The 25854-nt window shown below is 68.0% G+C and carries 23 protein-coding genes; 12 read left to right on the forward strand and 11 right to left on the reverse strand.

The features are described 5' to 3' along the window. The first annotated feature begins 1 nt into the window (after position 1). The 4 genes from AB0E63_RS21125 to AB0E63_RS21140 are packed head-to-tail and all read left to right on the forward strand — an operon-like array spanning position 2 to position 4228. Complete coding sequence (locus AB0E63_RS21125) at positions 2–1171, forward strand: ABC transporter ATP-binding protein (protein WP_360368580.1); 1170 nt, start codon at positions 2–4, stop codon at positions 1169–1171. After that, positions 1168–2070 (forward strand): ABC transporter permease, encoded by a 903-nt coding sequence (locus AB0E63_RS21130; protein ID WP_360368582.1) that lies wholly within the window; start codon positions 1168–1170, stop codon positions 2068–2070. Before AB0E63_RS21125 ends, AB0E63_RS21130 begins: the two co-directional genes overlap by 4 nt. Further along, a complete protein-coding gene (locus AB0E63_RS21135) occupies positions 2067–2864 on the forward strand; it encodes an ABC transporter permease (RefSeq protein ID WP_360368585.1) in 798 nt (265 codons plus the stop codon). Before AB0E63_RS21130 ends, AB0E63_RS21135 begins: the two co-directional genes overlap by 4 nt. Continuing rightward, positions 2861–4228: an FAD-dependent oxidoreductase gene (locus AB0E63_RS21140; RefSeq protein WP_360368588.1), complete on the forward strand. Its 1368-nt coding sequence runs from the start codon at positions 2861–2863 to the stop codon at positions 4226–4228. Before AB0E63_RS21135 ends, AB0E63_RS21140 begins: the two co-directional genes overlap by 4 nt. Positions 4229–4380: 152 nt before the next feature. On the opposite strand, the gene AB0E63_RS21145 is transcribed toward AB0E63_RS21140, so the two are convergent. Both AB0E63_RS21145 and AB0E63_RS21150 read right to left on the reverse strand, forming a co-directional pair. Further along, complete coding sequence (locus tag AB0E63_RS21145; protein ID WP_360368765.1) at positions 4381–4743, reverse strand: hypothetical protein; 363 nt, start codon at positions 4741–4743, stop codon at positions 4381–4383. Positions 4744–4809: 66 nt separating this feature from the next. Beyond that, a complete protein-coding gene (locus AB0E63_RS21150) occupies positions 4810–5616 on the reverse strand; it encodes a helix-turn-helix transcriptional regulator (protein WP_360368591.1) in 807 nt (268 codons plus the stop codon). A gap of 145 nt (positions 5617–5761) precedes the next feature. On the opposite strand from AB0E63_RS21150, the gene AB0E63_RS21155 reads away from it, so the two are divergent. Then, positions 5762–6172 carry an organic hydroperoxide resistance protein gene (locus tag AB0E63_RS21155; protein WP_360368593.1) on the forward strand — a complete coding sequence of 137 codons (411 nt, stop codon included), beginning with the start codon at positions 5762–5764 and terminating at the stop codon, positions 6170–6172. Between the two features lie 633 nt (positions 6173–6805). On the opposite strand, the gene AB0E63_RS21160 is transcribed toward AB0E63_RS21155, so the two are convergent. Continuing rightward, on the reverse strand, positions 6806–8194 hold the full coding sequence (locus AB0E63_RS21160; RefSeq protein WP_360368596.1) for an aspartate aminotransferase family protein: 1389 nt from the start codon (positions 8192–8194) through the stop codon (positions 6806–6808). A 99-nt stretch (positions 8195–8293) separates the two neighbouring features. Between AB0E63_RS21160 and AB0E63_RS21165 the strand changes: the two genes are divergently transcribed. Both AB0E63_RS21165 and AB0E63_RS21170 read left to right on the forward strand, forming a co-directional pair. Then, positions 8294–10012, forward strand: a complete 1719-nt coding sequence (locus AB0E63_RS21165) for an amidohydrolase (protein ID WP_360368599.1) — start codon at positions 8294–8296, stop codon at positions 10010–10012. Between the two features lie 8 nt (positions 10013–10020). After that, positions 10021–11451, forward strand: coding sequence for a gamma-aminobutyraldehyde dehydrogenase (locus tag AB0E63_RS21170; RefSeq protein ID WP_360368602.1), 1431 nt, complete (start codon positions 10021–10023; stop codon positions 11449–11451). Between the two features lie 14 nt (positions 11452–11465). Here the strand turns inward: AB0E63_RS21170 and AB0E63_RS21175 are convergent, their stop codons facing one another. Beyond that, positions 11466–12296: an LLM class flavin-dependent oxidoreductase gene (locus AB0E63_RS21175; RefSeq protein ID WP_360368605.1), complete on the reverse strand. Its 831-nt coding sequence runs from the start codon at positions 12294–12296 to the stop codon at positions 11466–11468. Positions 12297–12435: 139 nt separating this feature from the next. Between AB0E63_RS21175 and AB0E63_RS21180 the strand changes: the two genes are divergently transcribed. The 3 genes from AB0E63_RS21180 (at position 12436) to AB0E63_RS21190 (ending at position 15568) form a co-directional block, all read left to right on the forward strand. Further along, the gene (locus tag AB0E63_RS21180; protein WP_360368608.1) at positions 12436–13323 is read left to right on the forward strand and encodes a BadF/BadG/BcrA/BcrD ATPase family protein; all 888 of its coding nucleotides are present in this window, start codon (positions 12436–12438) and stop codon (positions 13321–13323) included. Continuing rightward, positions 13320–13988, forward strand: a complete 669-nt coding sequence (locus AB0E63_RS21185) for a putative N-acetylmannosamine-6-phosphate 2-epimerase (RefSeq protein ID WP_360368611.1) — start codon at positions 13320–13322, stop codon at positions 13986–13988. The genes AB0E63_RS21180 and AB0E63_RS21185 overlap by 4 nt, the downstream gene beginning before the upstream one ends. A 338-nt stretch (positions 13989–14326) precedes the next feature. Next, on the forward strand, positions 14327–15568 hold the full coding sequence (locus AB0E63_RS21190) for a hypothetical protein (protein WP_360368614.1): 1242 nt from the start codon (positions 14327–14329) through the stop codon (positions 15566–15568). 477 nt (positions 15569–16045) lie between these two features. Here AB0E63_RS21190 and AB0E63_RS21195 read toward each other — a convergent pair whose 3' ends face one another. Together AB0E63_RS21195 and AB0E63_RS21200 are read right to left on the reverse strand one after the other, a co-directional pair. Then, positions 16046–18109, reverse strand: coding sequence for a YhgE/Pip domain-containing protein (locus tag AB0E63_RS21195; protein ID WP_360368617.1), 2064 nt, complete (start codon positions 18107–18109; stop codon positions 16046–16048). Next, the gene (locus tag AB0E63_RS21200) at positions 18106–18819 is read right to left on the reverse strand and encodes a hypothetical protein (RefSeq protein ID WP_360368619.1); all 714 of its coding nucleotides are present in this window, start codon (positions 18817–18819) and stop codon (positions 18106–18108) included. Before AB0E63_RS21200 ends, AB0E63_RS21195 begins: the two co-directional genes overlap by 4 nt. A gap of 56 nt (positions 18820–18875) precedes the next feature. On the opposite strand from AB0E63_RS21200, the gene AB0E63_RS21205 reads away from it, so the two are divergent. Continuing rightward, positions 18876–19487: a TetR/AcrR family transcriptional regulator gene (locus AB0E63_RS21205; protein ID WP_360368622.1), complete on the forward strand. Its 612-nt coding sequence runs from the start codon at positions 18876–18878 to the stop codon at positions 19485–19487. Here AB0E63_RS21205 and AB0E63_RS21210 read toward each other — a convergent pair. From AB0E63_RS21210 to AB0E63_RS21225, 4 genes are all read right to left on the reverse strand, one after another. Further along, positions 19468–21063, reverse strand: coding sequence for a molybdopterin-dependent oxidoreductase (locus AB0E63_RS21210; RefSeq protein ID WP_360368624.1), 1596 nt, complete (start codon positions 21061–21063; stop codon positions 19468–19470). The two genes, AB0E63_RS21205 and AB0E63_RS21210, sit on opposite strands and share 20 nt — an antisense overlap. A gap of 92 nt (positions 21064–21155) precedes the next feature. Beyond that, positions 21156–21707, reverse strand: coding sequence for a MarR family transcriptional regulator (locus AB0E63_RS21215; protein ID WP_360368627.1), 552 nt, complete (start codon positions 21705–21707; stop codon positions 21156–21158). A gap of 216 nt (positions 21708–21923) precedes the next feature. Beyond that, positions 21924–23279: a hypothetical protein gene (locus AB0E63_RS21220; protein WP_360368630.1), complete on the reverse strand. Its 1356-nt coding sequence runs from the start codon at positions 23277–23279 to the stop codon at positions 21924–21926. 17 nt (positions 23280–23296) lie between these two features. Then, entirely contained in the window at positions 23297–24151 is an 855-nt protein-coding gene (locus AB0E63_RS21225; RefSeq protein ID WP_360368633.1) for a hypothetical protein, read from the reverse strand. Between the two features lie 134 nt (positions 24152–24285). On the opposite strand from AB0E63_RS21225, the gene AB0E63_RS21230 reads away from it, so the two are divergent. Further along, a complete protein-coding gene (locus tag AB0E63_RS21230; RefSeq protein WP_360368635.1) occupies positions 24286–25077 on the forward strand; it encodes a metallophosphoesterase family protein in 792 nt (263 codons plus the stop codon). Between the two features lie 78 nt (positions 25078–25155). Here the strand turns inward: AB0E63_RS21230 and AB0E63_RS21235 are convergent, their stop codons facing one another. Continuing rightward, positions 25156–25803: a GNAT family N-acetyltransferase gene (locus AB0E63_RS21235; protein WP_360368638.1), complete on the reverse strand. Its 648-nt coding sequence runs from the start codon at positions 25801–25803 to the stop codon at positions 25156–25158. Positions 25804–25854: the final 51 nt, after the last annotated feature.

A 25854-nucleotide genomic window follows, 5' to 3' on the forward strand; every position in this document is an offset into this window, starting at 1 on the left:
CATGACTGAGCCTGATACCTCCGCCACCCCACCGCCTCGGTCGGACGATCTGGTCCTCACCGGGATCAGCAAGCTCTTCGGCGCGCATCGTGCGGTCGACGACCTGGATCTGACCGTGCCGGCCGGGACCTTCTTCGCCTTGCTCGGTCCGTCCGGCTGTGGGAAGACCACCACGCTGCGGATGATCGCCGGCTTGGAGGATCCGAGCAGCGGCAGCATCCGGTTGGGTGAGCAGGAGATCAGCGGACTGCGCCCGTACAAACGGCCGGTCAACACGGTCTTCCAGAACTATGCGCTGTTCCCGCACCTCGACATCTTCGAGAACGTCGCGTTCGGGCTGAAGCGCCGTGGGGTCAAGGATTTCAAGCCGAAGGTCGAGGAGATGCTCGGCCTGGTCGAGCTCAGCACCTACGGCAGGCGCAAGCCGGCCCAGCTGTCCGGTGGCCAGCAGCAACGAGTCGCGCTCGCCCGGGCGCTGATCAACCGGCCGCAGGTCCTGCTGCTGGACGAGCCGCTCGGCGCGCTCGACCTCAAGCTGCGCCGCCAGATGCAGCTGGAGCTGAAGCGGATCCAGACCGAGGTCGGCATCACGTTCGTACACGTCACCCATGATCAGGAGGAGGCCATGACGATGGCCGACACCATCGCGGTGATGAACGCCGGCGTGATCGAGCAGATGGGTACGCCGACCGAGCTCTACGACCTGCCCGCGACGACGTTCGTGGCGAACTTCCTCGGTCAGTCCAACCTGATCCGGGCCTCGATCATCGGCCAGGCCGACCAGAACCTGGTGGTCGACGTACACGGCCGCAAGGTGACCGTGCCGCTGCCCAGGTGCCGGGTGACCGAGGGCGATGTCTGGATGGGCATCAGACCCGAGAAGGTCTTCCTGGCGCGAGCGGGCACCGAGCAGAGCAACGGGTCGAACCAGCTCCGCGGCGCGGTCGTGACCGATGTGAGTTACGTCGGCGTCAGTACGCAGTACCTGGCGAAGCTGCCGTGGGATCAGGAGCTGACGACCTTCGAGCAGAACACCGGCGCCCGCGACACGTTCGCCGTCGGGGACGCGGTCGACCTGCACTGGCAGCCGTCACACACGTTCGTGCTGGACGCGGGTCAGGATGCGCAGGCGGGGGTCGAGAAGGTCGACGACGCGGGTGGTGCCGGATGAGCGCGGTCGGCCAGCTGGGTGCGGCCACCGCGGCCCCGGCCGCCAAGACCGAACGGTCCGGCCGGCGGTTCACGGCGTACCTGCTGCTCCTTCCGGGCGGACTCTGGCTGCTGCTGTTCTTCGTCGTACCGCTGGTGACGTTGCTCGCGGCCAGCCTGTACGACCCGAACGGTTCGATCGAGTCCGGGTTCAAGATGACCTGGCACTTCCAGAACTTCGCCGACGCGATGGCGGACTACGCGCGGCCGTTCTTCCGGTCGTTGTGGTACTCGCTGATCACGACCGCGTTCTGCCTGATCCTTGGGTATCCACTGGCGTATGCGATCGCGATGAAGGCCGGCCGGTGGAAGAACCTGATGCTGGCGCTCGTGATTGCGCCGTTCTTCACCAGCTTCCTGATCCGCACCCTGTCGTGGAAGCTGCTGCTGAGCGACAACGGCTTCGTCGTCGACACGCTGAAGTGGCTGCACATCCTCGGCCAGGACGGCCGGCTGCTCGCCACCACGACCGCGGTCGTCACCGGGCTCACGTACAACTTCCTGCCGTTCATGGTGCTGCCGCTGTACGCGAGCCTGGAACGGATCGATCCGAAGTTGATCGAGGCGGGCGGCGATCTGTTCGCCAATCCGCTCACCACGTTCCGGACCGTGACGCTGCCACTGTCGATGCCGGGTGTGGTCGCGGGCACGCTGCTCACCTTCATCCCGGCGGCCGGCGACTACATCAACGCCCAGCTGCTCGGTACGCCGAAGCAGCGGATGATCGGCAACGACATCCAGCGCCTGTTCGCCGCGGGTGCGTATCCGACCGCGGCCGCGCTGTCGGTCACGCTGATGGCGGCGATCGTCGTACTGGTGCTGGTCTACGTACGACGGGCTGGGACGGAGGAACTGGTATGAGGGCCGGGCGCTGGATCAGGCGGAACCTGGTCATGATGTTCGCGCTGCTCGTGCTGCTGTACCTCTTCGCGCCGATCATGGTCGTGATGCTGATGTCGTTCAACCAGCCGAAGAGCAAGCTGTCGTACACGTTCGATGGGTTCACCTGGGAGAACTGGCAGCATCCGTGCCGGCCGTTCGGGCTGTGCGACGCGGTCAGCACCAGTCTGCGGATCGGCCTGCTCGCGACCGTGATCGCCACCGTGCTCGGCACGCTGATGGCGTTCGCGATGGTGCGGCACCGCTTCCGCGGCCGGTCCGGCACCAACCTGTTCATCTTCCTGCCGATGGCCACGCCGGAGATCGTGCTCGGGTCGTCGCTGCTGGCGCTGTTCGTCTCCAGCGGGCTCGGCGGCCGGCTCGGGTTCTGGACGGTGCTGATCGCGCACGTGATGTTCTGTCTGTCGTTCGTCGTCGTCACAGTGAAGGCGCGGCTGACCGGGATGGACTACCGGCTCGAACAGGCCGCGATGGATCTGTACGCGAACGAGTGGCAGACGTTCTGGCGGATCACGTTCCCCCTGGTCCTGCCGGGCATCGTGGCCGCGGCGCTGCTGAGTTTCTCGCTGTCCTTCGACGACTTCATCATCACGAACCTGAACGCCGGCACCACGGTGACGTTCCCGATGTTCGTTTGGGGATCGGCACAACGTGACATCCCGCCGCAGATCAACGTCGTCGGTACGGCGATGTTCCTGCTGGCGCTCGTCCTCGTACTAGGCGGCGAACTCGCCCGGCGCCGACGGGTCCGATGAAACTGGCAGCACTCGCAGACGCCGAGCCGAGGGTGTTCTGGCTCGATGACAAGTCCGCGCCGGACGCCGCGCCGGCACTCCTCGGACCGACCTCGGCCGACCTGGTGGTGGTCGGCGGTGGGTACACCGGTCTGTGGACAGCGCTGCGAGCGAAGGAACGCTACCCTTCGCTCAACGTCGTACTGCTCGAGAGCGACACCTGTGGATCCGCCGCCAGCGGGCGCAACGGCGGCTTCTGCGACGCCAGCCTCACCCACGGCTTCGGCAACGGCCAGGCCCGCTGGCCGGACGAAGTCGATCAGCTCGAGCAGTTGGGCGCCGACAACCTCGATGCCATTGGTGACACCATCGAGCAGTTTGGCATTGATTGCGATTGGCAACGAACTGGCGAGCTCACTGTTGCCACAGCACCGCACCACCTGGACGAACTGGCCGAGGAGGCCGAGGAGCGTCCCGGCGTCACACTCCTGGACCAGGAGGCCGCCCGCGCCGAGCTGAACTCACCGACCTACCTTGGCGCATTGTCCGACCCTCATCGGACCGCCTTGGTCGAGCCGGCCCGCCTGGCCTGGGGATTACGCCGGGCTTGCCTGGAACTCGGCGTACGCATCCACGAACACAGCCGCGTGACTCGGATGCACAGCAAGCAGGTGTGGACCGAAACCGGCACCGTACGCGCAGATCGGATCGGGCTGGCCACGAACGCCTTTCCCCCGCTGCTGCGGCGGCTGCGTTTGTACACCGTGCCCGTCTATGACCTCGTCCTGCTCACACAACCCTTGTCAGCCACGCAACTGGCCTCCATCGGCTGGCGACATCGCCAAGGTGTGGGCGACGCGTCGAACCTCTTCCATTACTACCGCCTGACCCGCGACGACCGGATCCTGTGGGGCGGCTATCTGCCGCTGTACCACTTCGGCAGCCGCATCGATCCAGCCTTCGAGCAACGTCACTCGATCCACGCAATGCTCGGCCGGCACTTCTTCACGACGTTCCCCCAGTTGGAGGGCCTGCACTTCACCCACCGCTGGGGCGGCGTGATCGACACCAGCACCCGCTTCTGCGCCTTCTTCGGCACGGCCCACTCCGGCCACATCGGCTACGCCCTCGGCTACACCGGCCTAGGCGTAGGCGCCACGCGCTTCGGCGCCGACGTCATGCTCGACCTCCTGTACGCCGAAGACACCGAACGCACCGCCCTCCGCATGGTCCGCGAACGCCCCCTCCCCTTCCCACCCGAACCCCTCCGCGCAGCCGGCATCCACCTGACCCGCTGGTCCATGTCCCGAGCCGACACCCACAACGGCAAACGAAACCTCTGGCTCCGCACCCTCGACCGAATGGGCCTAGGCTTCGACTTCTGACGTGGTTGATCAACCCACGCGCGGGCGTGATTGCGCCAGGCAACATCTCGCCCGCCACGTCGGGTCTGCGGAAACAAATGTGCGCCAGGAGACCGGAATCTTCCGCCAAGCGCGGATGCCGCGACACGAGCTGCCGCTCATCTGTCGCGCGCTCACCAGGATGCGATCGGCGTGTCACCGTTCGAGCGGAGGACGCCCGTACGGGAGTGCCAGTGTCTGCCCGAGCGCAGGTGGCTGACGAACGCGCGGTGCAGCGTGGTCTTCTGCGGCACACGCGCCAGATCCTCGTCGCGCAGCGCACCAGCCGGCGGAGAGAGTTGCAAGCAGAGTCGCATCATCTCGCGGTCGCCCTCGCTCGGGTCGTCCGGAGGGAGCAGCGGGAGCACGCTGAAGCGACGCTGGAATCGCATGATGTTGGAGTCATCCGGCAAGTACTCGGCCAGCTGCGGGTCGAGGAGCCACGACGTACACACGAACGCGCTCACCGGCTCATCCGGATACCGACGAGCGAACAGCCTGCGCCTTGATCAGCCCGGCTGGTGGCTCGCCAAGAAAAGGTAGGGCCTGTGTCGTCGACTCGGTCAGTCGCCCGCGGGAGCGGCGGCGAGCTGGCGTAGGCGGGCGGCGCTCGGCTCGTCGGCTGGGAGGAACGTTTCGATGGCGAGACTGGCGGCGGTCACCTCGAGCGGAGCCCCAAGGGTGGCGATAACGGTGAACAGCCGTACGTCGCCGAGCCTTGTGCGGAGGTCGATCGTCACCATCGGCTGGTGGATCTCGGCTGTCACGGGCTTGTCCGGGAGATAGGACTCCACTTCACTCACAAGGGCAGCGAGTGCCTCGTCGGCATCTTCACGACTCCTCCGTTTGAGGCGCTGAATGAGTGGAGTGTTGCAGGCGGCCGTCATGGAGGAGATGCTCGGGATCCCTTGCGGATGCACAGCAAGGCGCAGCAGGTTGATCGGTGGGACCAGTAGCTGAGGATCCACTCCGTCCCACAGCAGCGACGCGGCCGGGTTCGCATCGATCAGGTTCCACAGTCCGTCGACGATCAACGCGGGGTTCGGCATGTGTGCCTCGAGCAGCTGTCGCAGCGCGTCGCGCATCGGTCGCATCGCCTCAGCTTCGTACGGCTGGTTGGGATAGACGGGCGCGAATCCACCAGTCAGAAGCAACCGGTTCTGCTCGGCGATCGGGAGATCCAGCTGTCGCCCCAAGTGGAGCAGCAGTTGGCGGCTCGGGCGCGCCCGCCCGGTCTCGACGAAGCCGAGATGCTTCGTGGACATCTCCGCGTCCAGCGCGAGGCTGAGCTGACTCAGGTGTCTGCGCACGCGCCAGAAGCGGATGAGTTCGCCGACAGTTCGCGGTTCGTCAAGCTGCTGCGTCGTCATGATCCCCCAAGGCTAGAACGCTGATCTCCCGACGAGCCATTACCTCTTGGGTGATCACCGGTTGCACCTGAGAGGTAATTGAGACCGTGGGATGTGCGGGCGATGGTCGACGTAGTTCACCCCTTGTGGATTCGGAGACAAAGCTATGAACCCCACGTACACCGCCGTCGCCACCTCATCCGGACGTGATGCCCGGGCTGTCACGTCAGACGGCCGGCTGGATCTCGCGCTCGCACCGCCCAAAGAGATGGGCGGTACCGGTGAAGGCACCAACCCGGAGCAACTCTTCGCCGCAGGTTGGGCGGCGTGCTTCTCGACGACCATGGGTCTCATCGGGGAGAGCAGAGGAATCGACACCAAGGACGTCGCAGTCACGGCCGAGGTCAGTCTGGTCCCGAACGGGGCGGGGTATGCCCTCGCCGCCACTCTGCGAGTCGAGATGCCGGATCATCTCGACGACCCGGCCCGCCGGCAACTTCTGGACGCAACACACCGCGCCTGCCCGTACTCGACCGCAACCCGCGGAAACCTCCCGGTCACCCTACTGATCGAGTAGCACCGGCACGGGTGTGGGGCACCTTCTGGCGGGCTGAGACAGGAAACAACAGGTCCCCATCCACCAGTTCCTGTCCAAGCCCACGGCTCCCTGCGCGACGCCCTCGTTCCCCGGCCCCCAGGGCTTGTCACACTCCCGGGCGCGAGCGCACCAGTCGCGCGCCCGGGTGCGTGTACCGATGAACGGGTAGTGCACCCCGGTACGGCGTACGCGCACCATCGCCCCGCTCAGCTGCACTACCGGGCACCCGACCACTACCCGTCGATCGGTACGCCGCCGCGGGGCTGGCGACCACCACGTCACCGGCCTCCCCCACTGCCGACTCGCAAACCCAGGCCCAGGGCCCCGCGCGGACCGGCACGTGCGGCGAGCGGGAGCCCTCAGGTTAGGGGTTGCCCATCGAGGTGGAGGGTTGCCCACTCAGATTCTCAGTGGGCAACCCTCCAACTGAACGGGCAACCCCGGGGCTGGTGGCGTTCCCGCGGACTGATGGCAGCCAGTCCGCGCCGGGGGCCCGGACCCCGGTGATCGCCGCTCGGCGAGTTGACGGCACCGCAGGGTTGATGAAGCGCGGCAGCGCGCACCCTTGGGTGGGTGGGAGCGCTGGAGCACGCGTGGGCTGGACCCCAGTATCTACAGCTTCGACTCGGCCTCGGTGAGGACAGCCCGGATGATTTGTTCCATTTCGTCGAAGTGGGGCTGGTCGCAGATCAGGGGTGGGGAGAGTTGGATGACGGGGTCGCCGCGGTCGTCGGCTCGGCAGTAGAGGCCGGCGTCGAAGAGGGCTTTGGACAGGAAGCCGCGGAGCAGGCGCTCGGACTCCTCGTCGTTGAAGGTCTCCTTGGTCGCCTTGTCCTTGACCAGTTCGATCCCGTAGAAGTACCCAGCGCCGCGGACGTCACCGACCAAGGGCAGATCGAGCAGCTTCTCGAGCGTCGCCCGGAAATCCCCCTCCCGGCTCCGGACGTGCTCGTTGATGCCTTCGCGCTCGAAAATGTCCAAATTGGTCAGTGCGACCGCGGCGGATACGGGGTGGCCACCGAAGGTGTAGCCGTGGGCGAACGTGGTGTCGCCGTTCAGGAACGGCTCGATCAGCCGGTCGGTCGCGATCATCGCGCCGAGCGGTGAGTAGCCGGAGGTGAGGCCCTTCGCGCAGGTGATCATGTCCGGCAGGTAGCCGTACCGTTCGGCGCCGAACATGTGCCCGAGCCGGCCGAACGCGCAGATCACCTCGTCGCTGACGAGCAGTACGTCGTACTCGTCGCAGATCTCGCGGACCCGCTCGAAGTAGCCAGGTGGTGGCGGGAAGCAACCGCCCGCGTTCTGCACCGGTTCGAGGAAGACGGCGGCGACCGTGTCGGCGCCCTCGTTCTCGATCGCGACGGCGATCTGGTCGGCGGCCCAGCGGCCGAACGCGGTCGGGTCGTCGCCGTGGATCGGGGCGCGGTAGAAGTTCGTGTTCGGCACCCGGAACGTGCTCGGGACCAGGGGCTCGAACGGCGCCTTCAGCTCGGGCAGACCGGTGATCGACAGCGCGCCCTGGCTGGTGCCGTGGTACGCGATCGCGCGGCTGATCACCTTGTGCTTGCCGGGCTTGCCGGTGAGCTTGAAGTACTGCTTGGCCAGCTTCCAGGCGGTCTCGACGGCCTCGCCGCCACCGCTGGTGAAGAACACCCGGTTCAGGTCGCCCGGTGCGTAGCCGGCGATGCGCTCGGCCAGCTCGATCGACTTGGGGTGTGCGTAGGACCAGAGCGGGAAGAACGCCAGCTCCGCGGCCTGTTTGGCCGCCGCCTCGGCGAGCTCCGTCCGGCCGTGGCCGAGCTGGCTGACGAACAGGCCGGCCAGACCGTCCAGGTACCGCTTGCCGCGGGCGTCGTAGATGTAGACGCCGTCGCCGCGGACGATGACCGGCACCTCACCGGACTGGTAGCTCGAAAGCCTCGTGAAGTGCATCCACAGGTGATCGCGGGCCGACTGCTGCAGGTGGGCGAAGTCGGCGTCGTCGAGCGTGTCGGACGGCATGGGGTATCCCTCGTCTCAGGCTGGCCGTTGCCCGCCATCGTGCCTGGAAAAATGCAATCAGGCAAGTGATTTCGTGCCCACCGAGCCGTTAGTGTGTCGATGTCAGCAGCTCATGGCGCCATCTGGTGCGGAATCAGTCGACCGGTGCGGTGGGGTGGGGCCAGCAACAAGCACCGCGGGGAGGTCGGCGGAGTGGACACGCTGTTCGTCAACGGCTCGGTCTTCGACGGGTCGCAGTACCGGAGAAGCCTGGCCGTCGCCGTCCGCTCCGGCCGGATCGCCGCGATCGGAACCGACCTCACCGAGCTGCGCGGGTCACGCACCGAGGTGGTCGACCTGGCCGGCGGCCTCCTGCTCCCCGGCTTCGTCGACGCCCACGTCCACCCGGTCCAGGGCGGTCTCGAACGCGCCCGGTGCGACCTGGCACCGGCGTCAGGACTACCGGCGTACCAGGAGACGATCGCGCGATACGCCGCTACGCACCCGGACGTCCCGTGGATCCTCGGCGGCGGCTGGCATCAGCCCGATTTCCCGGGCGCCGCACCGGCCGCGGCCGACCTCGACCCGGTCACCGGCGATCGGCCGGCCTTCCTGGTGAACGCCGACCACCACGGCGCGTGGGTCAACTCACGGGCGCTCGCCCTGGCGGGAATCGACGCCCGTACGCCGGACCCCGCCGACGGACGCATCGAGCGCGGACCCGACGGATCGCCGACCGGGACACTGCACGAGGGTGCGATGGATCTCGTCGGCCGCCTGGTCCCGCCGACGACCCACGTCGAGATGGTCGCCGCCCTGCTGGACGCCCAGGCCTACCTCCACTCGCTCGGCGTGACCGGCTGGCAGGACGCGATTCTCGGTACGTACGCCAACATCGACGACGCGACTCCGGCGTACGTCGAACTCGCGCGCGAAGGCCGCCTGACCGCACGCGTGGTCGGCGCGCTGTGGTGGCAACGCGAGCGTGGCGCCGAGCAGATCCCGGAGCTGGTGGAACGACGGGACGCGGTCAAGTTCCCGCGGTTTCGCGCGGACAGCGTCAAGGTCATGCAGGACGGGGTCGCGGAGAACTTCTCCGCCGGGATGCTCGAGCCCTACTTCGACGGCTGTGGCTGCCGGACCGCGAACGCCGGCCTGTCGTTCGTGGATCCGGTCGAGCTAGGCCATCACGTCAGCCGGCTCGACGCCGAAGGGTTCCAGGTCCACCTGCACGCGATCGGTGATCGGGCGGTCCGGGAAGGTTTGGATGCGTTCGAGACAGCGCTGACCGAGAACGGCGACAGCGACCTGCGCCACCACATCGCTCATCTTCAGGTCATCCACCCCGACGACATCGGTCGATTCGCGCAGCTCAGAGTCACCGCGAATCTGCAGGCGCTGTGGGCGATGTACGACCCGCAAATGGTCGACCTGACCATCCCGTTCCTCGGGCCGGAGCGGACGGGGTGGCAGTACCCGTTCGGCGACCTGGCCCGCTCGGGTGCCCGGCTCGCGGCCGGCTCGGACTGGCCGGTGTCGAGTCCGGACCCGTTGGCCGCCGTACACGTCGCCGTGAATCGTCGGCAGGACCAGGACATGGATGTCTTCTTGCCCGAACAGGCGCTGGACCTGGCCACGGCGCTGGCGGCGTACACGTCGGGAAGTGCGTGGCTGAACCACGCCGACGACACCGGGCGGATCGAGGTCGGGGCGTTCGCGGATCTGGCTGTCCTCGATCGCGACCCGTTCGCCGGACCGCATGACGAGATTGCGGAAGCCCGGGTGCGGGCCACTTACGTCGAGGGCGAGTGCGTCTTCGGCGATCAGTCGAGCAGATAAGGACCGTCATGGAGCAGAGCCTCACCAATATCGTCGACGGCAAGCCGGTGGGCGCACTCAGTGGAGCGATGTACGACGTGATCGCGCCGGCGACCGGTGAGGTCTACACCCGGGCACCGCTGTCCGGCCGGGAAGACGTCGACCAGGCGATGACCGCGGCCGCGCGAGCCTTCGAGACCTGGCGCGACACCACACCCGCAGAACGGCAGCTCGCGTTGCTGCGCATCGCGGACGCGATGGAGCGGCGCGCGGACGAGTTCATCGCGGTCGAGAGCCAGAACACCGGCAAGCCGCTGTCCATCACCACCACCGACGAGGTGCCGCCGTGTGTGGACCAGTTGCGGTTCTTCGCCGGTGCTGCCCGGGTGCTGGAGGGCAGGTCGGCGGGCGAGTACATGGCCGGTCACACGTCGTGGATCCGGCGTGAGCCGATCGGCGTGGTCGGTCAGGTGACGCCGTGGAACTACCCGCTGATGATGGCGGTCTGGAAGATCGCGCCGGCCCTCGCCGCCGGCAACACGATCGTGCTCAAGCCGAGCGACACCACTCCGGCATCGACCGTCCTGCTCGCTGAACTGTGCAACGAGTTCCTGCCGCCCGGCGTACTCAATGTGGTCTGCGGTGACCGCGACACCGGCCGCGCGCTGGTCGACCACGAGATCCCGCAGTTGGTCGCGATCACCGGCTCGGTCCGGGCCGGGATGGAGGTCGCGTCGAGCGCGGCCCGGCAGCTCAAGCGGACCCATCTCGAACTGGGTGGCAAGGCGCCCGTGGTCGTTTTCGACGACGCTGACCTGGAGAAGGCCGCGCAGGCGATCGCGGACGCGGGATACTTCAACGCCGGCCAGGACTGCACCGCGGCGACCCGCGTGCTGGCTGGTCCACGTATCCACGACGACTTCGTCGACGCGCTGACCGATCGGGCCAACCACACCCACACGGGTATGCCTGACGATCCCACCGCCGCGTACGGCGCTTTGAACAACGAAGCCCAGTTGCACCGGGTCAGCGGCTTCATCCGCAACCTGCCCGACCATGCGACCGTCCGCACCGGAGGTGCCGCCGTCGGTGAACGCGGCTACTTCTACGCACCCACAGTGGTCTCGGGACTCCGGCAGAACGACGACGCCATCCAGCAGGAGATCTTCGGCCCGGTGATCACGGTCCAGCGGTTCACCGACGAGGACGAGGCGCTGCGCTGGGCCAACGGCGTCGAGTACGGCTTGGCCTCGTCCGTCTTCACCCGCGACCACGGCCGCGCCATGCGGATGGCCCGCCGGCTCGACTTCGGGTGCGTGTGGATCAACACCCACATCCCGATCGTCGCCGAAATGCCCCACGGCGGGTTCAAGCACTCCGGCTACGGAAAGGACCTCTCCATGTACGGCCTGGAGGACTACACCCGCATCAAACACGTCATGTCCAACATCGAGGACTGATCACCTCGAGTGGTCTAGCGGTAGTCGTCGAGCTTGTTCGCCACTGCGTCGAAGACCGCGCGCTCGTGGTCCTTCGGCGCGTAGACGACCAGCTCGTCGAACCCGATGCCCTGGTAGCGCTCGACCAGCCGGGCGAACCCGTCCACCGACGCCCACGGATCGATCTGCCCGTACGCGAGCAGCAGCCGCCGGATCGTCCGCCCATCGAGGGCCGCGTCCAGGGCGTGCACACGCTCGACCGATTTCGCGTAGAACTCTTCCTCGGTCGCTGCGCCCGGGAACGTCACCCACCCGTCACCGTGCGCCGCGACGACCGCGAGCGCGCGGGGAGCGTTAGCGGCGATGATCAACGGCAGCCGTTCCTGCACCGTTCCGGGCGTCATCGCGGCCAGCGAGTACGGGTAGTACGGCCCGTCGTGGTCGGCGACGTCCCCCGACAACAGCCGATCCACGGCCGCCACGAACTCGGCCAGCCGGTCGGTCCGCTCCCGCGCGGACCAGATCGGCGTACCGGCCATGCCGTGGTCGGTCGGCCAGACGCCGGAGCCGATACCCAGGTCGAATCGGCCGCCCGAGATGTGGTCAAGGGTGGTCGCCTGCTTGGCCAGTACGGTCGGTTGCCGGAACACCATGTTCGCGATCAGCAGCCCGACCCGGATCCGCCGCGTCGTCGCCGCCCAGCCGGCGATGATGGTCGGCCCGTCGTGCACCGCGATCGCGGGATCACGCGGGTTGCGCAGGTTGTCGCCGGTCCACAGCCCGTCGAAGCCGGCCTCTTCCGCGATCGTCGCCCAGGACGACGCATCGTCCCAGCCGGCCGGATTGACCTTGAGCCCAAAGCGCATAGCGTTCCCTCCCGAGGATCTCCGGCCAGCCTGCCATACCGGCCGAGTGGTCTACTGAAGGTGCTTTACCGCCCGCGTCTCCTGGGCAACAGTGAATGCTGCACTATTCCTGGTCGGACTACTCACACTGGATCACCGCATGACCCGCATCGCGATCGACGGCGGACAGTCCGCCCTCAGACTCCGAGTCCTCCCATCGCGTCGTACTGGCGCCGGACCCGGCTACACCCACGGTCCGGACGCTCCGCGCCACATGCTGGCTGCCATTGGCGCCGCGGCGGCCGAGGCGGAGGTGAGCGGGCCGGTCGAGGTGGTTGCCCTCGGCTTGACCGGTTATCCGCCCGCGCCGGGTGCAGCTGAGGTTTTCGCCGCGGAGATCGGCGCGTTGCTCGACGCCGACGAGGTACGGCTGACCCAGGACATGGTGACCGCGCACGCCGGCGCGCTGCCCGGCGGGTACGGCGTAGTGGTTGCCGCAGGCACCGGATTGGTCTGCCTCGCGGTGGATCGGGACGGCACCTGGCGCAAGCTGGACGGACACGGGTACCTGTTCGGCGACGCGGGCAGCGCGTTCGCGATCGGCCGGGCCGGTCTGGTCGCCGTGCAGCGTGCGCGGGACGGACGCGGTCCGGTGACCAAGCTCGCGGAGACCACGCTCGATCCAGTCACGCTCTACCGCTCCTCGACGCTGGTCGATGACGTCGCCCGCTTCGCGCCCGAAGTACTGCGATGTGCCACGGAAGGTGACCTGGTCGCCACTGATCTCGTCGTACGCGCGGCCGGGGACATCGCGGAGACGATCGAGGCCGCGGTGGCGCAGTTGGCCGGCGAGGGACCTGTGCCGGTCGCCTGCGTCGGCGGGCTGTTCGCGGGCGCGGGCGAGCAACTGCTGACCCCCGTACGCGCGGCTCTGACGCCCCGAGCGCAGTTGACGCCGGCCGCCGGGAACTCGCTCGACGGCGCGGAGCGACTCGCGACCGGGCCTGTCGGCCCGTACGCCGACCTGATTGTGCTGCACCACCGATGAGCTCTCTTTCCCGCGGCACACTCGTGGTCTCCTGTCAGGCAGGCTCCGGGAACCCGTTCTTCTCGCCCGCCGCGATGGCGCTGATGGCCCAGGCCGCCGAGGCCGGTGGTGCCGGTGCCATCCGGGCCAACGGACCGGACGACATCGCCGCGATCCGGGCCGTGACCAGCCTGCCGATCATCGGCCTGCACAAGCTCGGTGATCCGGCCGGCGTCTTCATCACCCCGACGTACGAGTCCGCCGTCGACCTCGTCGCCGCCGGCGCCGACCTGATCGCCCTGGACGGCACGCTCAGACCACGACCCGACGGGCAGCGGCTGGACCAGCAGATCCGCCGGATCCACAACGAGCTCGGCGCACCGGTCCTGGCCGACGTCGACACCCTCGACGCCGGCCTGGCCGCCCGGGCCGCAGGCGCCGACCTGGTTGCGACCACCCTGTCCGGCTATACCAATGGCCGTACGCCGACCGAACCCGACGTCGACCTCGTCCGCCAACTCGCCACCAAACTCGACTGCCCCATCGTCGCCGAAGGCAGAATCCGCACCCCCGAACACGTCCGCGCCGTCTGCGAAGCCGGCGCCCACGCCGTAGTTGTGGGCAACGCCATCACCAACCCGATGGACATCACCGCCCGGTTGGCGGGCGCAATTCCGGCTCCGTAGACCCGGAGGAGTGGTCTAGTCGACTTTGTCGATGTTGCCACTGGCCAGGCCCGGACTGGTTAGTATCGGAATTCCAGTTCCTGGGCCTGTGAAACGAGTACCTGCTTCCCTTGGTACTGAACACCGACGAGAAGCGTTACCTGGTGACTCAGGGGCTGGCGAATATCGCGGTCACGCAGGGGTACCACTGGGACTTCTCGGGGCTGTTGGCCGGATTGACCATTTCACTACTCCGGTGCTGGCGGTTAGCCGAGCGTTCCACCGTCAGATCAGTACCGGTACGACCGCTGGAGCCCGCAAGTGACCGTTCTCCTCCTGGCCGCGACTGGAGCCGTTACGTGACCGACCTCCTCCTGGCCGCGACGTCCCTGGACGTCACCCCGCCCCCCGGCCACCGAATGGACGGCTATGCCGCCCGAGCCGGTGGCGCGACCGGTACCGCAGACCCACTCCGGGCCACCATCATCTGGCTGAGTACGGCGGACGACCCTGGGGTGCTGTGGCTGACTCTGGACGCGATTGCCGTCGGCAAGGAGCTCACCGCCGAACTGTCCGCGGCAGCGGGCGCCGCGGCCGGCATCCCACCGTCACACGTGGTGGTGTCCGCCTCACACACGCACTCCGGCCCGTCCGGCTGGACCGGGCAGATTCACCCGGTCATTCCGGCGGAGCGGGAGTGTGACATCGTCCACGCGCTGCAGTCCTCGGTCCGCGGCGCCAGGCTCGAGCGCCGGCCGGTGAGGGCGTCGTGGCGGTCGATCGAGGTGATCGGGGTCGGCACCAACCGGCATAGTCGCACCGGTCCGCACGACAACACGGCCGGCATCCTCGCGCTGCATGGAACGGACGGTTCGCTCAAGGCGGTCCTGCTGGACTTCGCCTGCCACCCGACCACCTACGGCCCGGAGAACCTGCAGTACTCCGCCGACTGGCCGGGTGCCGCCCGTGCCGCGCTCGCTCCGGCTGTGGTCGGGTTCCTGCAGGGCGCCGCCGGTGACGTGAGTCCACGGTTCACCCGCCAGGGCCGCGGTGCCGCCGAGGTCGCCCGGCTGGGGGGTCTGATGGCCGGACGCGTCCGCGAGGCGCTGGCCCGGCCGGGCCTGGAGCTACCGCAGTCGGCACCGGCCATTCGCCGTACGACGCTCGACCTGCCGGTCCGCGCCATCCCATCGGCCGACGAGGCCGCGGAGCTCGTAGCCGTCGCGGAGGGCCGGCTGAACGGCGGCGACGACCCATCCGGCCGCATCTCCCAATCCCGCCTCGAAGGCGCCCGCGGCCAAGCCCTGATGGCGTCCGCTTCCTTGCCGGAGTCTCTCGAACTGCCCGTCAGCGTCGTCACCATGGGCGACGTCTGCTGGGTCAACCTCCCCGTCGAACTCTTCGCCGCCCACGGCGCCCGCCTCCAAGCCGACAGCACCCACCCCATCACCCGAGTCATCGGCTACACCGACGGCTACTACGGCTACGCAGTAGACCCCCCAGCCGCCGAATCCGGCGCCTACGAAGCCCTAATCACCTACTTCGACCAACCCACCACCACCCAGCTGCTCACCCGCACAACCACCTTCATGAACAGCTAGAGGTACTGGATCTGCCCACGCGTCCTACGGCGGCTCGGATCTTCGGAAACAAATCTGCGCCAGGTGACCAGAATCCTCCGGAAAGCGCAGGGCCATGCGCGCCGACCGACAGCTCACGGGGGTTCGAACACCAACTGGTGGGCTGAGACAGGCAATAACCTGTCCCCGGCCACCGGTTCCCGTCCTAGCCCACGAGTTCCACGCCCAGCCCACCACATGCTGTGGCAGCCCACCATGTGCTGTGTCAGCCCACCACGTGCTGTGCGAGCCCACCACGTGCTGTGCGAGCCCACCACGTGCTGTGCGAGCCCACCACGTGCTGTGCGAGCCCACCACGTGCTGTGCGAGCCCACCGGTTCCTGGCCGAGCCCACAGGTGCCGTCTGAGCGCACCGGGTCCTGTCCCAGCACCCTGGACGAGCCGTCCGCTGGGGGCCGGCGCTGCTCAGATCACCCCGGCCCGGCTGCCGGTGGGCAGCTAGAGCGCGAGTTCTGGTTGGAGCTTCTTGGCGGCCCACACTCGGTGTTTGCGGGCGGCTAACGTCGACGCGGCGAGGGCTACGGCGAACCAGGCGGCCAGGGCGAGGAGGTCGCGGCCGAGGGAGGTGCTGGGGCCGCCGTACATGAGGTGGCGGACGCCGTCGATGGCGTAGCTCATGGGGAGGGCGTGGTGGAAGAAGTAGAGCGGTTCGGGGATGGTCTGCCACGGGAACGTGCCGCCGGCGCTGACCAGCTGGATCACCATCAGGACCAAGCCGAGGAACTTCCCGACCGCGCCGAACCACGCGGACAACGCGTGCAGGATCGCGACGAAGGTGAATGACGTCAGGATCAGGAACCCGACCGTCAACCAAGGGTGCGCCGCGTCGATGCCGAGGCCGATGCTCACCGCGGCGAAGACGAGCGTCGCCTGGATCGCCCCGAAGAGGGCCGGAGGCAACCAACCGCCCAGCGCGACCCGGAACGGCGACTGCAGCGCGGCCAGCGCCCGCGGGGACAGCGGCCGGACCAGCAGGAACAGTACGTACGCACCGATCCAGCAGGCCAGGCTGAGGAAGAACGGAGCCAGCCCGGCACCATAGCTGTCCGCCGTCGCCTGTGAGACGTTCTGCAGCGTCACGGGTGCGCCGAGCGTCTCAGCCACCGCCTTGCGCTGGTCGGCGGACGGATTGGGGATCTGCTTTACGCCGTTGGCCAGTCCAGTGTTCAGCTGGGTCGCACCGGTCTTCAGCTGGGTGACTCCGGTGGCGAGGCTGTTCACACCGGTCAGCAGCTGCCCCTGTCCGGCCACTGCCTGCTTCTCACCGGTCGCGAGCTGCTGAGCGCCGGTCTGCAGGCTGGTGAGGCCGGTCTTCAGCTGTCCCGCTCCCGTGTTCAGTTGGTGCGCGCCGTTGGCTGCCGTACTGATCCCGTTTGTGAGTGCCGGTGTTGCCTTGGCCAGCGCCGCCGCGCCATTGGACACCTTCCGAGCGCCCGTGGCCAGCTGGTTGAGCTGCTTGGACGTCGACTGGACCTGCGTGTTTGCACGGACGACCGGTGCGCGCAGCTTGGCGGTCTCGGCCAGCACCTGGTTGATCTGATGCTGGCTGAAGCCGTCGGCCTTCAGTCGCGCCGCGAGACCGGAGTCAAGAGTGCTCAGATCCTTCACCAGCGTGCTGGAAGCGGTCGCGACCTGACGGCCGACTCCGGCGATCTGTTCGTTCCCGTCGGCCACCTGATCGGCGCCGGTGGCAAGCGTCTTGGTCTGCTTCGGCAGAGTCGCAGTCTTCCGCTTGAGCGTGCCCAGTCCGTCGTCCAGTTGGCCGGCGCCGGTCTGCAGCTTGGCCGCACCCTGTTGCGCCTGCGTGGCACCGCTGGCCAGCTTGGAGGCGCCGGCGGACAGCTGCTTCTGCGCAGCGTTGAGCTGGCTCGCGCCGGTCTGGAGCTTGGTGACACCGGTCGCTGCGCTGGTCAGACCGCTCTGGAGCTGAGCGGCGCCCGCGGATGCCTGGCCGATCTGCGTGTGGATCGTGCTGTACCCGGCCAGCAGCTTGCTCGCCGCGGTCTCGCTCACCTGCGACGCGACAGTCTTGGTCACCTGAGCGACGACCTGGTTCGCGATGGTGTGGGCGATGTAGTTGTTGGCGTCGTTGGTGAGCAGCTCGAGCTGCGCCTGCCGTGGTGTGAAGTCGGCGCTCGACGCGAGGTCGGCGGAGAACGACTTCGGCAGCACCAGCGCGAACTCGTACTTCCCGTCCGACACTCCAGCGGTCGCATCCGCGAGGTCGACGCGGTGCCAGTCGAAGCTGTTCGACTTCACCAGCTCGTCCGCCACCTGCGGTCCGACGTTGAGCTTCTCGCCGGTGGAGAGCGTCGTACCGGCGTCCTCCACGACGACCGCGGTCGGGATCTTGTCGAGGCGTCCGTACGGGTCGTGGTTGGCGTAGAGGTAGAGACCGCCGTACAGCACCGGCACGAGCAGCAGAGCGACCACGGCCAGCTTGGGCAACCGCCCAGCAGTCAGCCTCCGCAGCTCACTCAAAGCCATCCTGATCGCGGTCACGCCGTCTTCTCCTCAACAACCGGTACGTCGGATGTCTCGATCGGGGTAATGGGTTCGACTGGCGCGATGGGCGCTACCTGCACAGGCTCTGGCTGATCTTGGGAGCCCAGCTGTGCAGCCGGCACACCGAGCAGCCGTGCGGAGGCATCAGCGCAGGTGATGATCACGCCGTACCCACGGGACGCCAGGTCGCGGCCGAGTGCGTACCACTCATGCGGATCCCCACCATGCCGGTCCGGCATCGTCAGAATGACCAGCTTCACGTCCTGCCGTGCCGCCGTCAGCTCGGCAAGCAGTCTGGTCCGTGCGGCGACCGGGAGATGCTCGAACCGCTTGCCGGCGTGCTCCGCCGCGTCATGCTCGGTGAGCCACTCGACCACGGCCTTCCGGCCGGCCTTGCGACCCGCGATCGCCAGCTCCTCACCCACGATGGTCTGAACCGGCAGCGCGTCGTCCGGCTCAGTGATCCCAGGTGCGTCGACCACAGCGATCTTCTGACGCAGCAGTGCCGCGTCCGCCTTCCCGTCGAGCCGGACTGAGCCAGTGTCGGGCTTGAGACGCCCGGACAGCCCGAGTGCGGCCGCGACGTGCCCCGGACCCGGGTAGCCCGCCAGCAGCACCACCTGATGGTCGGCGACCCGCACCGACGTGGTGTCCAGCATCGGTGCGTGTGGACCACGCACGCTGATCCCGGTGGCCTCGAGCTGCATCCCAGTTCCCCGTTCAATACGGTTGTGTATTCAATACAGAACTGTATCCTACTCGTATGGAAACGCCCAAGCGCCGCCGCTCCAACACCCGGGCCCGCCTGCTCGAAGGCGCCCTCGAGGTCTTCGCCGAGCGTGGATTCCACGGGGCCTCGGTGGAGGACATCTGCGACCGGGCCGGCTTCACGCGCGGCGCGTTCTACTCGAACTTCGCGTCCAAGGACGAGTTGGTACTCGCGCTCTTCCAGGCAACCACCGACCGCCTGCTGGAGCAGATCGCCGCGCTGCTGCCGGAGCTCGCGAATCAGCCGGGCACGCTGCTGGACGCCGTGCTGGGACTGCTCGACGAGGCGGCGCCGGACCAGAAGCAGTGGCACCTGATCTCGACCGAGTTCACGCTGCACGCGCTCCGGCATCCGGAGGCGGCGCGGGCGCTCAACGAGCAGCGGGCGATGTTCCGGGCCAGCCTGACGCGGTTGGTCGAGGAGATCTCCGAGACGAGCGGGGTGACCTTCAGCGTGCCGCCGGAGCAGTTCGTCCGGCTGGTGATCGCCTTGCACGAGGGCGCGCGCTCACAGAGTCTGCTTGAGCCTCGGAAAGTCCCGGCGGGGTCGCTCGAGCACACCTTCCTGCCGATGGTCCTCGCGGCGGTCAGTCGACCTTCACGCTGACGGTGTGCAGGCCGGTCGAGCCGTTCGGCGCGGGCGGTGCCGAGGCCTCGATCTGCGCGTTGCCCTTGTCGTCGAACGCCCGTACCTGCAGGAGATGCGTGCCTCGCGACGCGTCCCAGGTCCAGTGCCACTGCCGCCAAGTGTCGATCGAGGCGTCGGTCGCCAGTGTCGCTTGTTGCCAAGGGCCCCCATCGACGCGGACCTCGACCTTGGACACGCCGACGTGCTGGTCCCACGCGACCCCGGCCACGGTCACCGGACCCGCCGTCACCTTCTTCCCGAACGGTACGTCGATCCGCGACGACAACTTGATCGGCCCGAGCTCAGACCACCCGCGCGGCGTCCAGTACGCCTCGAACTGGTCGAACCGCGTCACCTCGATGTCCACCAGCCACTTCGTCGCCGACACGTAGCCGTACAGCCCGGGTACGACGATCCGCACCGGGAAACCGTGCTCGACCGGCAACGGCTGACCGTTCATCGCGAACGCGAGCATCGCCTGGCGGTCATCGAGCAGCGTGCTCAGCGGCGTACCGGCGGTGAATCCGTCCTTCGACATCGACTGGATCGCATCGGCGTCCCTGGACGGGCCGGCCTCCTCGAGCAGGTCCTTCAGGAGTACGCCGGACCAGAGAGCGTTCCCGATCAGGTCGCCGCCGACCTCGTTGCTCACGCACGTGAGCGTGACCCACTTGTGCACCACCTGGCGCTTGAGCAGGTCGTCGAAGCTGAACTGGAGCTCGCGATCGACCATGCCGTGGATGCGCAGCTTCCAGTCCGACGGCAGGATCTGCGGCACGGACAGCGCGGTGTCGATGCGGTAGAAGTCGTCGTTCGGCGTAGCCCACGGCGTCGCACCCTCGGCTTGCACGCCGGCCGGCGGGTCGAGGGTGGGCGGCTGGGGGAGCTGCAGGTCCTTCCGCGCGTCCGCGACCGCGGCACGGTTGCCGCTGACCACTCGTCCGAGCAAGCCCACTGCCGCCGACCCGAGCGCGACCCCGGCCGACAACTGCAGGAACCCCCGGCGGCTGGTGCCGTCCTCGGGGAAGTCGATGAGTGGCTCGAGTCGTTTGCTGAACAGCCGCAGAACCAGCAAGGCCGTGATCCCGGCGACCGCCGACGGCAGGAACCCGGTCTGCCCCGCGTCCGCCCGGGTCATCGCGGCCACCACAGCCGACCCGGCCAGTACGACGACGATCAGAGCGCCGGCCCAATAGCGCCGTACGGCGAGAACCCCGCCGAGTGCCGCGAGCAGGAGCAGGACGACCAGGATCCCGGTCCGCAGAGCCGTCTTGTCATGCGTCCCGAACCACGAGATCGCCAGATCCTTCAACCACGGCGGCACCCGATCGATGAACGCCGACCCGATCGCCACCACGGGCGTCTGCGACGTACCGAGAAGTCCCGCCGCGACACTCCCCGCCGCCAGGCCGGCCATCGCCGCAAGCACGCCACCCAAGGCTCCGCGCCACCGCGTCACCTGCCGGGACCGCCCAGCCGTCCCGCCGCCGCCCGCCTCGCCAAGACCAGGACCGCCTGGGAACTTCGTCCGCGCCTCGTCGGCTGGTTGTTTCACCTCTCAACCATTACGCGGCGGGGCGCCCGACACCAGTCGAGCGCCCCATTCGTTAGTCGCGGGTAATGCTTATCCAGTTGTGAGTGGCTGATTCAGATCCGGTCAGGTGTGATCGGCCCCAGGCCCGGCCGGCCGTTCGGCCAGCGGCGGGCGTTGTCCCGAACCCGTCGGAGGTTGCCGAGTACGGCGTCCCGATCGTCGGCCAGCTGGGACATCCAGAGGCTGTCGATCTCGAGGAGGTGGTCCGGCAGTGCTTCGCGCAACCGCCGCTTTCCCTCCTCGGTCAGAACCGCGAACGAACCGCGGGCGTCATCGGGACACGGCTCCCGGCGAACCAGGCCGAGGTTCTCGGCACGGTCGACGAGCCGGGTGATGCCGCCGGTGGTGACGGTCAACTCCCGGGCGAGGGACGTAAGACGCTGCTTCTCTCCGTGGCTACGGGCAAGCCGCAGCAACAGTTCGAACATTGCCATTTGCAGACCACTGCGCTTCAGGGAATGACGCATCAGGTGATCGAGTTCGGCCGCTGCTTCACGCAGCAGGCCGTACGCGCTGATCACGTCGCTTTCCCAGGGTTCGGCGGCGCGAGTGGGTTCTGCATCGGCGAGCGCTAGGGGCGAGCAAAGCGAAGGCGCGATGGTCATGCGCGGACTCTATTAGCTGACTAGGTCACTTCGCTACACGGGGTGACCTTTCGGCTACAGATCGATCCCCAACCGCAAGCCTCCCGAGCGTAACCCACGTACCGCGACCCCAACCAGGCTGTGGAAACACGCCTCAGGACCTGCGCCGTACAAGCCGGACCCAGCCGCCAAACTGATGAGCCTGTGATCCGGTCTAGTGCGGTGCGACTGGAGCGCCTACCACCCACCGCTCGGCCCCGCCGGTTCAGGGATGCGCTGCTGCGCCGCGGCTCCGCTCCCCGACTTAGCGCTCACCGACGAGCCGGCCGGTCCCGAACCGGACGAGCGTGAGTCCGACGACGCACCGGCGGAACCCGATCCGGACGACCGCGCTCCGGAGGACCTGGACCCACCTCGTGACATCGGCCCGAATGACGAGGTTGGCGTGACCGACCCACCGCCCGCCTCGCCGGCCGAGTGAGCGGCTGCCCCCGCAACACCGCCTGCCAGCTTGCGAGCGCCGTTGACCGCAGCTCCTGCCGCGGCCACGCCCGCACCCGCCGGGCCGGCTGCAATCGCGCCGGACGCACCGCCACCACCACCCGACGCACCACCGCCGGAGCCACCCGATCCACCGAACCGACCCATCGCCGACCGTCCGATGTTGACCGCACCGGTCGCCATGCCGCCGGGGTCTGCGGCCGCGGCGCCCATACCTGCGCTACCACCGGCGACCGCCGCGGTCACCGGAACCATGAAGCGCAGCAGCGCCGGCAGGGCGAAGATCGCGAGGAACAGCATCATGAGGCCGGTGGCGGTCTGCACGAAGGTGTTGCTGGACTGCCCGACGTCGAGCTCGTTCATCCGCATCGCGGCGGCGTAGATGAGTGCCGCGGCCGGCTTGTACGCGAGGAACGCCAGCGCCCAGCCGCAGTACTTCTTGAACCAGGACCGGCCGATCTCGGTATTGGTCGCGGCGGCCGCCAGGGGGAACGTGCCCGCGAGCAGGATCAGCATCGCCGACCGGATCACCATCAGGACGACCTGAATCAGTCCCGCGATGACGACGAACACCCCGATCAGCATCGTCATCAGGCTGGCCGCCTGATCGCCTGTCAACATCCCCGCGCTGCCGCGCAACACCAGGGCGCCCATCGCCGGCCCGAGAGTCGTGGCGTCCGGATGCACCGAGGTGATGATGCCCTCGGCGAGCTCGTCCGACCACTGGGTGAGCAACTGCAGGGTCGCCGCACCGGCAGCACTGACGGCGACGAACAAGAGTGTTGCCCTGAGCAACTGTTGGAGCGGTTGCGCGCGCTGCTCCCAGGCAGTCCGGATGGCCGCCACCAGCACCGCCATGGTGAAGATGGCCCCCGCCACCCACAGCACGTTGCTCTGCAGGAACTCCACGATCGCGCTGTTCGCCGGATTCTGGGTGTCGGCGCCGACGACCAGCGTCGGCGAGGGCTCCTTGATCCAGAACGTCGCCACGCCGTTCATCGCGTCCAGTGCGGAGTTGCCGATCGCCTTCGTCAACTCCTTGAGGCCGTTGGCGGCGACAGTCCCGAAGCCGTTGGCGATGTGACAGGTCATCTCAGTTGGTCCACACATCAGACACCACTCCAAGCGACGAAATCGTCGAGATCACTGTGTTGGGAGAACGGCGCGCCGACCGGGTTGCCGGGCAGCGGGGGTTGCACCCGCCAGTCGCCGGCGTGCCAGACGAGCGTGAGGGTGAGGCTCATGTACGCCGACTCGACCGGGGTCGCGAGCATGATGGTGGCCCGGTCGTGATCGGCGTCGAGGATCCGGAAGCCGGCCACTTGGGTCACGGACGAGTCGGTCGACGGACTCTCCTTGCGCAACTCCTGGATCAGCGCGTCGGTGTTGGCGCCGGGGACCATCAGCTTCTGGACGGTCGGGATGGCTTGCCGCTGATCTGCCAGCGCGGCGACTGCGTTGTAGGCGGTGAAGAGCGCGCCCGTCGGCGAGTGGGCGAAGCATCGCCGGAACCCGTCGGTGTCGGTCTTGGCCGGTCCGAAGGCGTCCGATCGAGGTACGGCGGTTCGCCGACTGATCTCCCAGTTGCCAGTCACCGGTGCCTGGCTCGGCACCGCCTGATCCCCGTCAGGTAGACCACAACTGCTCCCGGCGGCGATTGAACCCGTCCCCGGCTGAGGGCCAGCCGGCTCAGCAGCCTTCTCGCCGGAGCCGGTGCCGGAGCCGGTGCCGGTGCTGGAGCCGGACCCCGAGCTAGAGCCGGACCCCGAGCTAGAGCCGGACCCCGACGTACCCGCGGGACCGCCGTTCGTCGAGGAGTGCGTCGTACGTCCGGATGCGTCGGCGTGATCCGCGCCCCGGCCGCTGACGAGGAGCAGGACGCCACAAACCAGCACCGCGCCGATGACGATGCACGCCGCCACGAACCCCGGCCCGAAAGGTGACTTCTCGTCGCTCTCACTCATCCCGCTCCCCGTTCTGTCGGCTGAAAACCTCACGACGACAAGGTTGACAAAATTCCACCGACCGCCGCGGAAGTTATCCACAGGCCCCCGCCCCGCCGTAAATCGTTGTCGGTGGGGTGCGGCAGGGTGGAAGCATGACGACCATGGGGCTTGAGCGGATCGCGTTGATCTCGGACGTGCACGGCAATCTGACCGCGCTGGAGGCGGTGCTGGCGGATATCGAGCGGCGGGGGATCGAGCGGATCTTCAACCTCGGCGACTACGTCGGCAAGGGGCCGCGCGGGCAGGCGGCGGTGGATCGGTGCCGTGAGGTGTGTGAGGTGAACATCCTCGGCAACTGGGACGACTTCCTGCCGGATCCGGATCGCGAGCACGACAGTGAAGGCCTGCGCTGGTGGAAGAAGGAGCTGCGTGAGGACCAGTGGGCCTGGCTCCGCGGACTGCCCTTCTGTCACGACTTCCTGCTCAGCGGCCGGCAGATCCGGCTGTTCCACGCGTCGTCGACGAGCGTTCACCGGCGAGTCCGGTTCGACCACGACGAAGCGGAGTACGTCGAGATGTTCGCGAATACCGAGGCCACCGGTGACGGTCCGATTCCGAGCGTCGTCGGGTACGCCGACACCCACGATCCGTTCTACGAGGTCGACCTCGGCCGCACCCTGTTCAACATCGGCTCGGTCGGCAACAGCCTCGACGACCCGACCCCGGTCTACACGATCCTCGAAGGCGTCCCGGATTCACCCGATCCGGCGCTGTTCTCGATCCAGTTCGTCCGCGTCCCGTACGACGCCCACGCCGAGCTGGCGATCGCCCGTGACCTCGGTATGCCCGAGCTCGACGGGTACGAAGCCGAGATCATTCGCGGCCTCTACCGCGGGAACTTCTACGCCGACGAGCCGCACACCTACCACCGCCGTACGTCGTGATCCGCGGTTTCCCCAGGTTTGTCCACAGGTGTGGATTAGGTGCCGTCAGCAACAATCCGCACGTTGTTCACGGTCCCGTCACTTGACCAGCAACGCCTCGGAGCCTACGGGTTTGTAGCCGGCGGCCAGGAACGTGCGGAACGAGGCCGCGTTGCCGGGGGTGACCTGCGCCCAGATGTGGGCGTCCGCGGGGATGAGGGCGCGGGCGGCGGTGGCGAGGCGGCGGCCGTGGCCTTTGCCGCGGGACTGTTCGGGGACCTCGAGTGCGCACTCGAGGCGGCCGGCCAGACCTCGCCCGGTGAGCACGAGTCCGCCGTACTGGTCGCCGTACACGTGGACGTCGTCGCGGTAGCGCCACGCGCGTTCGACGCGAGGGTGGTCGTCGTGGTCGGTGAGTTCGGTCAGGCTGGTGGTTGCCGCGGTGCGGTCAGCGGGATCGGTGAGCGCCGGCGCGAGCAGCATCGCGTCGAGGGCGTTCACGCGGCGGCCGGTCGCTTCTTCGAGCGCCGCGAGGAACGGCGGGTTCGTCGGGGCGGAGAGGTCGCCCGGTGGGACGCGTTCGGCGACCCAGGCCGGGGTGACGTCGGCAGCGATCACGATGTGGGCGGTGAACGCGACCACGCAGGACTCGCGGTCCGACGGCGCCGGGACGACGGTGATGCTGAGGTCCGGGGGCGGGAAGACGCCGCGTTCGACGGCACGCAGAATGTCAGCAAGAGTTGTCATCACGAGCCATTCTCGCGGAGACCCCGCGCTACGCTCACGCACGGAGGCGAT

Origin of the sequence: Kribbella sp. NPDC026596, from assembly GCF_040638415.1 — a bacterium.
GTDB lineage: Bacteria > Actinomycetota > Actinomycetes > Propionibacteriales > Kribbellaceae > Kribbella.